13 protein-coding genes are annotated in these 11,539 nt (G+C 58.9%); 6 read left to right on the top strand and 7 right to left on the bottom strand.

Annotation, left to right across the window (positions count from 1 at the left end):
- The first annotated feature begins 1 nt into the window (after position 1).
- On the top strand, positions 2–484 hold the full coding sequence (locus LDN12_RS14560; RefSeq protein WP_223923384.1) for a DUF2062 domain-containing protein: 483 nt from the start codon (positions 2–4) through the stop codon (positions 482–484).
- Positions 485–554: 70 nt separating this feature from the next.
- Here LDN12_RS14560 and LDN12_RS14555 read toward each other — a convergent pair whose 3' ends face one another.
- Both LDN12_RS14555 and LDN12_RS14550 read right to left on the bottom strand, forming a co-directional pair.
- The gene (locus tag LDN12_RS14555; RefSeq protein WP_223923383.1) at positions 555–1,556 is read right to left on the bottom strand and encodes an inorganic phosphate transporter; all 1,002 of its coding nucleotides are present in this window, start codon (positions 1,554–1,556) and stop codon (positions 555–557) included.
- Positions 1,549–2,169, bottom strand: coding sequence for a DUF47 domain-containing protein (locus LDN12_RS14550; RefSeq protein WP_223923382.1), 621 nt, complete (start codon positions 2,167–2,169; stop codon positions 1,549–1,551). Before LDN12_RS14550 ends, LDN12_RS14555 begins: the two co-directional genes overlap by 8 nt.
- 220 nt (positions 2,170–2,389) lie before the next feature.
- Here LDN12_RS14550 and uppP point away from each other — a divergent pair, with 220 nt between their 5' ends.
- From uppP to lepB, 4 genes are all read left to right on the top strand, one after another.
- Positions 2,390–3,202 carry an undecaprenyl-diphosphatase UppP gene (gene uppP, locus LDN12_RS14545; protein WP_223923381.1) on the top strand — a complete coding sequence of 271 codons (813 nt, stop codon included), beginning with the start codon at positions 2,390–2,392 and terminating at the stop codon, positions 3,200–3,202.
- A gap of 47 nt (positions 3,203–3,249) precedes the next feature.
- Positions 3,250–3,939 (top strand): DNA repair protein RadC, encoded by a 690-nt coding sequence (gene radC / locus LDN12_RS14540; protein WP_223923380.1) that lies wholly within the window; start codon positions 3,250–3,252, stop codon positions 3,937–3,939.
- Between the two features lie 61 nt (positions 3,940–4,000).
- A complete protein-coding gene (locus LDN12_RS14535) occupies positions 4,001–4,600 on the top strand; it encodes a DNA-3-methyladenine glycosylase I (protein ID WP_223923379.1) in 600 nt (199 codons plus the stop codon).
- Between the two features lie 178 nt (positions 4,601–4,778).
- On the top strand, positions 4,779–5,429 hold the full coding sequence (gene lepB / locus LDN12_RS14530; protein WP_223923378.1) for a signal peptidase I: 651 nt from the start codon (positions 4,779–4,781) through the stop codon (positions 5,427–5,429).
- 14 nt (positions 5,430–5,443) lie between these two features.
- Here the strand turns inward: lepB and LDN12_RS14525 are convergent, their stop codons facing one another.
- From LDN12_RS14525 to LDN12_RS14515, 3 genes are all read right to left on the bottom strand, one after another.
- Complete coding sequence (locus LDN12_RS14525) at positions 5,444–5,563, bottom strand: tautomerase family protein (protein ID WP_223924075.1); 120 nt, start codon at positions 5,561–5,563, stop codon at positions 5,444–5,446.
- A gap of 115 nt (positions 5,564–5,678) precedes the next feature.
- Positions 5,679–6,920: a glucose-1-phosphate adenylyltransferase gene (glgC, locus tag LDN12_RS14520; protein ID WP_223923377.1), complete on the bottom strand. Its 1,242-nt coding sequence runs from the start codon at positions 6,918–6,920 to the stop codon at positions 5,679–5,681.
- 255 nt (positions 6,921–7,175) lie between these two features.
- On the bottom strand, positions 7,176–8,144 hold the full coding sequence (locus tag LDN12_RS14515) for a GlxA family transcriptional regulator (protein ID WP_223923376.1): 969 nt from the start codon (positions 8,142–8,144) through the stop codon (positions 7,176–7,178).
- Between the two features lie 126 nt (positions 8,145–8,270).
- Here LDN12_RS14515 and LDN12_RS14510 point away from each other — a divergent pair, with 126 nt between their 5' ends.
- Positions 8,271–8,903 carry a cysteine hydrolase family protein gene (locus tag LDN12_RS14510; protein WP_223923375.1) on the top strand — a complete coding sequence of 211 codons (633 nt, stop codon included), beginning with the start codon at positions 8,271–8,273 and terminating at the stop codon, positions 8,901–8,903.
- Between the two features lie 287 nt (positions 8,904–9,190).
- Here LDN12_RS14510 and hemG read toward each other — a convergent pair whose 3' ends face one another.
- Entirely contained in the window at positions 9,191–10,597 is a 1,407-nt protein-coding gene (hemG, locus tag LDN12_RS14505) for a protoporphyrinogen oxidase (RefSeq protein WP_223923374.1), read from the bottom strand.
- Positions 10,598–10,778: 181 nt separating this feature from the next.
- Entirely contained in the window at positions 10,779–11,207 is a 429-nt protein-coding gene (locus LDN12_RS14500; protein ID WP_223923373.1) for a MarR family winged helix-turn-helix transcriptional regulator, read from the bottom strand.
- Between the last annotated feature and the right edge of the window lie 332 nt (positions 11,208–11,539).

The raw sequence follows: 11,539 nt of genomic DNA, 5'->3' as shown, positions 1-11,539 counted from the left end.
AATGTTCAATAAGGAAAAATTCATACAGCGGTTCAAGGCCATCCTGTCGCTGGATAGCCATCCCGCCCACATTGCGGCCGGCTTTGCCGTCGGCGTCTTCATCAGCTTCACCCCCTTCTTCGGTCTCCACACCCCTCTGGCCATCGCATTAGCCTTCGTTTTTCGTCTCAACAAGCTTACCTGCATCAGCGGCGCCTGGATCAATACCCCGTTGACCGTGGTGCCGACCCTGGCGTGTAGCTACAAGCTCGGCCGATTCCTACGGGGAAAGCCTGTTAATGAACTGGCACTCAAGGGGCTGGAATGGCAGCACCTCAAACCCTATGCCAAATCTCTGCTGTTGGGAAGTTCAATCCTCGGGTTTGTAGCGGCGGTAGCCGCCTATTTCACCTGTTACTGGCTGGTGGTCGTATTCAGGCGGAGAGATGCCTCAATGGCAGAAATAACACGGGAGATGGAAGAAGTTGGAGAGGATCTGGAGTAATAAAACTAATTAAAGGCGGGCAGGAAGCCCGCCTTTTTTGTACGCGGCAATACGTCTTTGGAAATAGCCCCTACCTGCCGAGCAGTGGATTCAGCACCTGATAGGTCAGATAGGCCACCAACCCCGAAGCGGGGATGGTCAGTACCCAGGCCAGCACAATACGCTGGGCCACCTTCCAGTTGACCGCCGTGAGCCGTTTGGAGAGCCCCACACCTAGAATTGTCGATGTGATGACATGGGTCGTGCTGGTGGGCATGCCTAGGGCCGATGCCCCCAGGATGACCCCGGCCGAAGCGGTCTCCACGCAAAAGCCGTGCACCGGCTGGAGCTTGACGAAATCACGCCCCACGGTCTTGATGATGCGCCAGCCGCCGACGGCCGTCCCACAGGCCATGGCAGTGGCGCAGGCCACCATCACCTCCCACGGAACCACAAATGTCTTCAGAAAACCATAACTGACCAGCGCCATGGTGATGACTCCCATGGATTTCTGGGCATCAGCCGTTCCGTGGGAAAAGGCCATGAAGGCAGCCGAAAGGACCTGCAAACGGCGGAAATGCTTGTTGAGCCCGCTGGGGGCGCTGTTGCGAAACACGCGGTAGAGGAACAACATGAAGATGAATCCAACGATTGTTCCCAGCACGGGTGAAATCAGGAGGGCGAGAACGATCTTTTCCAGCCCGTCCCACTTGAGCGCGCCGAGGCCGGCATGGGCGTACACCGACCCCATGAGACCACCGATGATGGCATGGGATGAGGAGGAGGGGAGCCCGTAATACCAAGTAATCAGGTTCCAGATGATCGCGCCGGCGATACCGGCCAGGACAACCATCTGGGTGATGTTGGCGCTGTCCACAATCCCCTTGCCGATGGTGGAGGCCACCTTGGTGGAGATCATGGCACCGGCGAAGTTGAGTATTGCGGCCATGCAGATGGCCGCCTTTACAGAAAGCGCCCGGGTCGAAACGCAGGTTGCGATGGCATTGGCCGTATCGTGAAAGCCGTTGATGTAGTCGAACAGAAGTGCCGCCACGATGACCAGGCAGAGCATCACCAGGACCGGATCAAGCATTTTTCACCACCACGCTCTCAAGGATATTGGCGGCGTCTTCGCACTTATCGGTGGCCTTTTCCAGCGTTTCGAAAATTTCCTTCCATTTGATCAATTGGATCGGATCCTTCTCCTCGTCAAACAAACGGCTGATGGCCTCGCGGGAAACCCGGTCAGCCTCGTTCTCCAAGGCGTTGATATCAACGCACGCCTCGAAGATATGGTCGTTTGACTGTTTACCAAGCATGGCGACCGCTTTGTCCACGGCCTGACAAGACTGGAGGATGATGAAGCCAAGGGACTTGGCCTCGTGGGGTATGGTCTCAACATTATACATGATGATCCGCTGGGCCGATGCGTCGATCAGGTCGAGGATGTCGTCCAGGGCGCCGGACAGGGCATAGATATCCTCCCTGTCGAACGGGGTAACAAAGGTTTTGTTCAGTTTCTGGATAATCTCGTGGGTGAGCGAGTCGCCGTTATGCTCGATATCCTTGATTCTGCGCTGGCTGGTGGCAGGATCGTCAAAATTGTCGAGCATATCCTTGAGGGCCTTGGCGCCTTCTATAGTGTTCTCCGTCATCTGTTTAAAAAGCTGGAAGAACTTCTCTTCCTTGGGGATCAATCCGAACATGCCGCCTCCCGTCCTTGTAGCACCGTTGCGAGTAAGGTAAAAAACCTATCATTGATACCACACTTTTCGCAGACTTCCCACAGAAATGTCATAAGACTGTAACCTTGCTGCCACACAACTGTTTAGGCGGTTGCCTTTGAACCGGTCTTGCAGTATCTTGAATTCACTAGGAGTCAGGAAACAAGCTGTGGCTCCTGCCTCCCGCCAGAAAGGGATCTTCATGAATATGGTTCATGCAGTTGTGCTCGGTGCCTTGCAGGGATTTTCCGAAGTTCTTCCCATCAGCAGTTCCGCCCACCTGATCCTGATCCCCTGGTTTCTGAAATGGCCCGAATCGGGCCTGACCTTCGATGTGGCCCTGCATCTCGGCACACTGATCGCTCTGGCGGCCTACTTCCGCCGAGATATTATCCAACTGGTGCTAGGTGCAGTCGATGCACTGGCGACGCGATCACTGGACTCTTCGGCCAAACGGCTACCGTTTCTCATCCTGGCCGCCACGGTACCGGCAGGTATCGTCGGAAAGCTTTTCGAACAAACGGTGGAGGATGTTTTCCGGGAGAGCCCCTTGCTGATCGCCATCTTCCTGATCGTGTTCGGCATCATCCTGGGTCTTGCCGACCACTGGGGTCGCAAACGATACGGTCTGGGGGATGTCAAAACCGGCAATGCCCTTTCAATCGGCCTGTTCCAATGCCTGGCGCTGCTCCCCGGCGTCTCACGTTCGGGAATCACCATCACCGCCGGCCTGATGTTGGGCTTTACCCGTGAGAGCGCGGCCCGCTTCTCCTTTTTGCTCTCACTACCCATAGTAGCCGGAGCGGCTCTCCTCAAGACGCTGCACGTCGCAAAACACGGCATCCCTGCCGGTGAAGGCCTCCCCATGCTGGTCGGTATCGGTGTTTCGGCGGTTACCGGCTACATCAGCGTGGCCTTCCTGCTACGCATGGTCCATAAAAAAAGTCTCGCACTATTTGTCTGGTACCGCCTCCTGGCTGGCGGTGCAGTGATTTCCCTCATAATGGCGCAATGAACCCTCCCCTCCAAGAGGGGGAACTACAGAAAAAAAGGGGAGACTTCATGGGTGGCGGGATCAAGGGGTGGCCCCAGGATGAACGTCCTCGGGAAAAAATGCTCAAACAAGGGGCGGCCGGCCTGACCGACGCCGAACTTCTAGCCCTCATCGTCAGAAGCGGCGACCCGACCACCGGCCAGAGCGCCATCGACCTGGGGCGCGAACTGATCGGCCACTTCGGCAGCAACCTGCGTGAACTGGGTAGCGCCGACATCACCGAGATCACCGCCATCAAAGGTATGGGATTGGCCAAGGCGGCCGGCGTCAAAGCTGCCTTCACGCTGGCTTCGCGCTTTCAGGCCCGCAAGCTCGAGAGTTTCGACCGCTTCACCTCGCCCCAACAGGTCTTCGACTACTTCCACCATGAATTCCGCGACAGCCGTAAGGAATATTTCCTGGTGCTGCTTCTGGACGGCAAAAATCGCATCATCCGCCGCGTTCAGATCTCGGAAGGATCCCTCAACCAGAGCATCGTCCACCCACGCGAGGTATTCAGCCCTGCCGTCAAGGAATCAGCGGCGTCACTGATACTGGTCCATAACCATCCCACCGGTGACCCTGTCCCCAGCGGGGAAGACATCGCCGTTACCCGCCGTCTGCGTGAGGCCGGAGACCTCATGGGAATCAAGGTACTTGATCATATCATCGTCGGCGATGGCGAGTATGTGAGTTTCGTGGAACGGGGGTTACTGTAGGCCGGTCAAGGGAGACGGCTGACGGAATGATGGGACAATTCAAACGACTGAAGGAGTGAACGTGCCACGCGAATATGTTGTGTCTGATGCCATAACCCGCTGTGCCTGGGTCGGCAGCGACCCGCTCTACCAGGCCTATCACGACCGGGAATGGGGCGTGCCGGTGTACGATGACCGGCTGTTGTTCGAGTTCCTGACGCTGGAAGGCGCCCAGGCCGGGCTCTCCTGGATTACCATCCTGCGTAAACGGGAAGCATACCGCGCCGCCTTTGCAGGGTTCGACCCCGAGATGGTGGCCTGTTTTGATGAAAGGAAAACGACTGAGTTGCTGGCCAACCCCGGTATCATCCGCAACCGTCTTAAAGTTGCATCGACCATAACCAATGCCCGCGCCTTCCTGAAGGTTCAGGAGGAGTTCGGTTCGTTTGCTGCCTACCAATGGAGTTTTGTGGACGGTAGGCCGGTCCGGAATACCTGGAAGAGCATGCAAGATGTCCCGGCCAGCACGACGGTGTCGGATGCCCTGAGCCGCGACCTGAAGCGCCGCGGTTTCCGTTTTGTCGGTACGACCATCTGCTACGCCCACATGCAGGCGGTCGGCATGGTCAACGACCACACTGTAGATTGTTTTCGCTGGCGGGAATTGGAACAAGAGGCATGACAGCACGGCTACTCAACGCAAACCGCCGCGCGATAACGCGGTAGCCGGGCAGGGAGCCACTCCGGCATCCCTTTTTTCTGCAACCTTTTTCCGCATTAGTGCGTCTTTATAGATGGGCACGCTGATCTCTCTTTGCAGGGAGTCGGCGCGTCAGCGTTGAGAGGAAAGGATGCCGTACATGACAGAGTCAACTGAAACCCCTCCCGTGGAGCAGAATAGTGTTAGAGGAAAGTCCAAATTCCGCGAGTATGGCGAATCGATCTTCTGGGCGATCATCCTGGCGCTCATCATCAGAACCTTTGTGGTGCAGGCCTACAAGATCCCGTCCGGTTCCATGGAGGATACCTTGGCCATCGGCGACCATCTCCTGGTGAACAAGTTCATCTACGGGACCAGGATACCCTTCACTCACCTCCGGGTTTTGAAGATCCGCAACCCGAAACGTGGCGACGTGATAGTCTTCCAATTCCCGGAAGACCGCTCCAAGGATTTCATCAAGCGGGTAATCGGCGTACCGGGTGACGTAATCCAGGAGCGGGACAAACAAGTGTACGTGAACGGGGTGCCCTACCGGAACCCTCACGAAGTCCACAAGGACCCGGAGGTCTTCCCCAAAGAGGTGAACCCGCGGGACAATTTCGGCCCGGTCACGGTTCCGGCCAACTCCTACTTCATGATGGGGGACAACCGGGACCGTTCCTATGACAGCCGCTTCTGGGGTTTTATCAAGGAGAGCGACATCAGAGGCGAGGCGATCATCAAATACTGGTCATGGGACCAGAATTCATGGCGGGTGCGCTGGGGGAGCATCGGGCAATTAATCAATTAGAGGGAGCTATTTCCCTATCCCCAGCCCGAAAGCGACTGCCTGCCCACACCGATGTTGTCGCGTTCCAGCTCGTTGATCAGCACGATGAACTTTTCCTGGGGTATCCCAGTGATGTCGCTGGCCTCGCGGGTCAGGTCCCGTACCAGTTATGCCTTCTTTTCCCTCGGCAGTACGGACAGGTCGACGGTTATAACCGGCATTGTCGTTTCCCTCTCTTTATCGGGGCCTGAGCCCTGTATCTAGTTTAGATCACTTGTCTTTCCTCGGCACCACCACAATGCCGGATTCGGTTACCGTATAGCCTCTGCGCCGGTCTGCCTCGTGGTCGTAACCAATGACCGTCCCGTCCGGGATGACCACTCCCTTGTCGATGATCGTCTTTCTGATCTTGGCGTGCCTGCCGATGTTCACGTTTTCGAACAGGATCGAATCCTCCACCAGGCTGTAGCTGTTGATCTTGCACAGCGGACCGATGATCGATCTGCGGACCGTGCCACCGCTCGTTATGCAACCCGCGCAGACGTATGAGTCGATGTTCTGGCCGCGGCGGTCGTCGTCGTCGAAGACCGTCTTGGCCGGCGGCAGGTTGCCCTGGTTGGTAAGGATGGGCCACTTGTAGTTGTAGAGGTTGAGCTGGGGCGACACGTGGATCAGATCCATGTTTGCCTCGTAATAGGAGTCGATGGTGCCCACATCCTTCCAGTAGCCACGCTCCTCGGCCTTCATGCCGGGAATCTGATTATCGTTGAAGTTATAGGCGAATACCCGGTCCCCCTTTTCCAGCATCATGGGGATCACATGCTTGCCGAAATCCAGGTCTTCATGCTGTTTCTTCCCTTCCAGCAGCACCTCGATCAATTTTTTGGTCGGAAAGATATAGTTGCCCATGGACGCAAAGCAGGTCGATCGACCGGGAATCGTTTCCGGGGCGTCAGGCTTTTCCGAGAAGGCGGTCACCCGTGAATCATCATCCACGGAAAAGACGCCGAACCGCTTGGCCTCTTCTACCGGCACCTCAAGGGCGGCAATCGTAATGTCGGCCCGGTTCATACGGTGGTAGTTGATCATCTGGCCGATATCCATCTTGTAGATGTGGTCGCCGCCGAACACGGCCACGTAATCCGCATCCGAAGACTCGACGAACCGTAGATACTGCAGGATGGCGTCAGCGGTCCCCTTGAACCACTCCTCGCTCTCGCTGCTGGTTTCCGGCGAGATGGCCACATAGAACTCCCCCAGGCCGGTCCACTTGCCCCAGGATTCCCGGATATGCTTGTTGAGCGAGTACGCCCGGTACTGGGTCAGGATATAGACCTTCTTGATCCCCGAGTTGAACAGGTTGGAGAGCACGAAATCGATGATCTTGTATTTGCCGCCGAACGAAACGCTCGGCTTTGCCCGTCGCATGGTCAGCGGACTGAGCCGCTCGCCTCTGCCACCGGCCAATACCATTGCGATCGTGTTCCTTCCGACATTGTCCGAGCTGTACATGGGGCGCCTCCTCTTCTGATTATCGGGTTGTTATGGGTAAAGACGGGCTGCTCCGGCTCGAAAAAAAGCCGCCCCATCAGCGACCTGCTGACCTGAGCGGCTTTTTATCCGGCCTATGGGGCTTTATCCCGTGAATCCATGTCCTCTCCCGGGAGAGTTAATCGTAACGAAGCTGTCTCAAATTACGCTGGATAGGCCTTACTGTCAAGGTTCGCCGTGGCTTTTCAGCGGAAAAACGGGCGCCTGGATGCGGGTTCAGGAGGGGTTTCCGGCGCCCCTGAACTCCTTGCGGTAGCGGAATGGCGACGTATGCAATTCCCTGCTGAAATGCAGGCGTAGCGCGGCTTCGGAGCCGAAGCCGGCCTGTTGCGCGACCACGGTTATGGGGGCGGAGGTGGTCTCCAGAAGACGTTGCGCAAGGGCCAGCCTTTGGTGGAGCAACCATACCCCTACGGTGGTTCCGGTAATGTTACGGAAATGGCGTGTAAAACTACGGCGGCTCATTACGAAATGTTCCGCTAATGTATCGATAGTATACGGTCGGTCCAGGTGTCCCAGCAGCCATTCCAGGTTACGGGAAAATTTGTCTTCGGCGGCATGACCCCGGATCGGCATCTCGATGTATTGCGCCTGTCCCCCCTGCCGGTGCGGCGGCACCACCATGCGCCGCGCCACCCGGACGGCCGCCTCCGCGCCGTGGAGCTTGCGCAGGATGTGCAGACAGCAGTCGATCCCGGCAGCCACCCCGGCCGAGGTGATCACATCGCCGTCGTCCACGTAGAGCACGTCGGGCTTGACCGCGATCCGCGGGTAGCGCCGCGCCAGATCGTCCGACCAGCCCCAGTGGGTGGTGGCCGGGCGGTTGTCCAGCAGCCCGGCGGCGGCCAGGACAAAGGTACCCAGACACAACCCCACCACGGTCGCGCCGCGCCGGTGGGCTGCGACAAGGGTAGTCAGGAGGCTTTCCGGCGGGGCCTCGTCCGTATCGCGCCAACTGGGCACGATCACGATGTCCGCCCGTTCCGCATCCCGGAGGGTGTGGTGCGCCCGGATCTCGAATCCCGCGCTGCTGCGCAGCACCCCCTTCCCGGCGGCGCAGACCATCAGGTTGAAACGCGGCGCATCCGGGTTGCGCTGGTCCTCGCCGAAGACCATGCAGGGCACGGAGAGATGGAAGGGGCTTATGTGGTCGAATGCGATGACGGCAATGGTTTGCGTGTGCATGGCGCCTCCCGGCATGGGGAACATCTTTGGCCCGATTTAATCAATTATTGTCATTCGGGCCACTTTTTTTCAAGGGAAAAAGGGGGCATAATCCGGATCAAAGCTCAAGGAGAAAGTGGAACCGCCATGACACAGAAACCGAACAGGGCCTTGATTGTGATCGATGTGCAGAACGACTATGCGGGGGGCAACCTGCCGATCGAATATCCGCCGGTGGAGCACTCCCTGGCCAATATCGGCCGGGCCATGGACGGGTCCAGGGCGGCGGCCATCCCGGTGGTGGCGGTGCAGAACGTGAACCCGGCGACGGCGCCGTTCATGGCCGAAGGGACGCCCGGCGCGGAGCTGCACCCGGTGGTCGCCTCGCGCGGCTGGGATCACTACGTCAGGAAAAACATGCCCGGCGCCTTCACCGGCACCGGCCTGGAAGCGTGGCTGCGGGAACGGGGGATCGACACCATCGTCATCGCGGGCTACATGACCCACAACTGCGACCTCTCCACCGCCGTGCAGGCGGTGCACGCCGGTTTCGGCGTCGAATTCCTCTCCGACGCCACCGGCTCGCTCCCCTATGCCAACCGCGCCGGCAGCGCCAGCGCCGAGGAGATCCACCGGGTGGTCACGGTGGTCATGCAGTCGCGCTTTGCGGCGGTCCTGAGCACCGACGAGTGGCTTGAGGCCGTCTCCACCGGGGCCGCGCCGGAACGGGACACCATCTACGGCTCCAACCAGCGGGCGCGGCAGGGGCGGAAGCAATAACAGCCATCGCGGAATATCCGCATAGCGACCAGACGTTGTCCGGTTTAGTCGTTGCAATGGAAACAAATCCCTGCTTTATCCCCTCACCCGGCCTTCGGCCACCCTCTCCCGGTGGGAGAGGAGATGATGAGTGTCCCTTCTCCCAGCGGGAGAAGGTGCCCCGGAGGGGCGGATGAGGGGGATTGTGACGTGCCGCAAAAAAACTAACGGACATACGTGCAGAGCACCCAACAGAAAAGGGCCCGAAGCAGGGCCCTTTTCTGTGGTCAACGATGGTGCGTGGCCGGTTACGCCAGCGCCAAGGCCTCGTCCGAGGCCCGCTGGGCCGCGGCCACGCAGTCGTTCAGGCCGATGCCCCGATAGGAATTGCCGGTCAGGATCAGGCCGGGATGGGCCTGTAGCCCCGTTGCCAGCGCTTCCAGCCGCTTGCCGTGCCCGGTCGTGTACTGGGGGATGGCCTGCTCGTGGCGGAAGATGCGCACGAACGACGGGTCCGCCTCGATCCCCATCAAATCCTTCAGGTCCCGCTTCACCCGTGCCGCCACCTCGTCGTCGCTCAGCTTGATGTATTCGGGGAAACTGGCCCCGCCCATCATGCTGCGCAGAAGCACCTTGCCCTCCGGCGCCCGGTTCTCGAACATGCTGGAGTCCCACAGGGTGCCCAGGATGCTGCGCCCCTCCTTCTTGGGGATCAGATAGCCGAAGCCGTCCAGCGGATGGGCGACCCGGTCGCGCTCGTAGCCGAAACAGATCACCGTCATGGTGGCATAGGGGATCTGGCGCAGCACGCCCGAGATCCCGGCATCCAGGCCTGCAAGCATCTCGGCCGTGGCAAAGGCCGGGGCGGCGACGATGACCACGTCCGCGTCCTGTTCGCTGCCGTCGGCGCAACGCACCCGATAGGGAACGCTCTGCCCCTTCTCCACCGCCGTCACCGGGCTGGAGGGCTTGACGATGTCCCCCAGGGATGCGGCCAGGGCGTCGGTCAGATACTGGATGCCCTCGCGGAACGAGGTCAGGACCCCACCCGGCCCGGCGGCACTGGAGACCGCCTTGCCCGCGGCCCGCTCCTTTTTCTTCTTCTTGGCCAGCATGATCATGGCCCGCACCAGCCCGCCGTACTCCCGCTCCAGCTCGGCAATGCGCGGGAAGCAGGAGATGAGCGACATGGTCTCCGGGTCGCCGGCAAAGATGCCGGACACCATGGGGGCGATCAGCTTGTCCAACGCCTCCTGCCCCAGCCTGCGGCGGCCGAACGCCGCCAGGGTTTCATCCACCCCCACGGGGGCCTTGGCGATGAACGGCGTCGGCTCCAGGGCCAGGCGCAGCTTGCCGGGCCAGGAGATCAAGCGGCTTTTCAGGAAGGACGAACCGTTTTCCGGCATGCGGTGCAGCTCTCCGCCGGAATAGATGAAGCGCTTGCGGGCATTGTCGTTGCTCCGGTGCAGATGGCCGTCCACGCCGATGGCCGAGCACAGCTCCAGGGTCTGGGGCTTGCTGTCCAGAAAGCCGTTGGGGCCCCACTCGCAGGTATAACCGTCGGCCTTGATGCTCAGGATCTTGCCGCCGATCCGCTCTTCCTTCTCCAGCAGGGTCAGGTCCACCTCCACCCCCGCCTTGCGCGCCTTGTCCCGAAGCAGCCAGGCCGTAGCCAATCCCGAAATCCCGCCGCCGACCACGATTATCTTTTTCATCCCCGCCCCCTTCTTGCCGTCTAGCAGGTTGTTGAAAAACAGCCATCTCGCCACCGTCCTCGAAGGCCCCTTCGTGCGGCGTAGCGCTGCTACGCCTCCTCAGGGCCTTCTGCGGGTGCGACGATCTGACTATTTTTGAACAACCTGGGTATCTTAGCACCCAGCTAAGTTCTGATCCGCATTATTCCAGTTTGCCGAGAATCTCCGCCAGACTTTCAAAAGCCACCACCAGCCGTTCCTGATCCTTGGGCGGCAATCGCTCCAGCAGGGTGCGGTAATTCTCCACGATCCCCAGGCGCAATTCCCGGATCAACTCCTCGCCCTTTTCGGTGGTGTAGATCATCACCTGGCGGCGGTTGTCCTCGTCCACGGTCCGGTACACGAACCCCAGGTTCACCAACCGGTCCACCATCTCGCTGGCCGAGCTCATGGCGATCTGCAGCTCCTTGGCCAGCACGTTCAGGGTGCAGTTGCCCTTGTCGTAGATGGTCAAGAGCATCTTGTACTGGTTGTAGGTCAGGTCCATCCCCTCATGGACGATGCTCCTGATCCTCCCCATGACCCGCATGATGACCGGGTAAAGCTGGGCTATGCGTTCGATCTGCTCCATGATTCGTCCCGCACATAAAAATAGTTACCCGAATTGTTCGGATAACTAAATGTTAGTCACATTAACCGTGCTTGTCAAGCGGGAAAAAACGGATCGACCACCCCCTATCCCCCGGTTGTTTGTTCCCGTTCGTGTTTTTCGTGTCGTTCGTGGATAGATGATATTTTTTGGGTTTGATGTTTGGGCGGGAGGGGGGTCAAAATGATACAAAAAGGGGCTCATGGCGGCAATTAGAGGTTTTTTTTGTGTGATACCGGGTGGTTTGGCGAAGACGGCTGAAACAGTCTTTTTATGTTAATTTTTTTAACATTTTTGAGAAAGTGTTAATTATT

Origin of the sequence: Geobacter sp. AOG2, assembly GCF_019972295.1 — a bacterium.
Lineage (GTDB): Bacteria > Desulfobacterota > Desulfuromonadia > Geobacterales > Pseudopelobacteraceae > Oryzomonas.
This window is presented reverse-complemented; position numbering and strand designations above follow the sequence as displayed.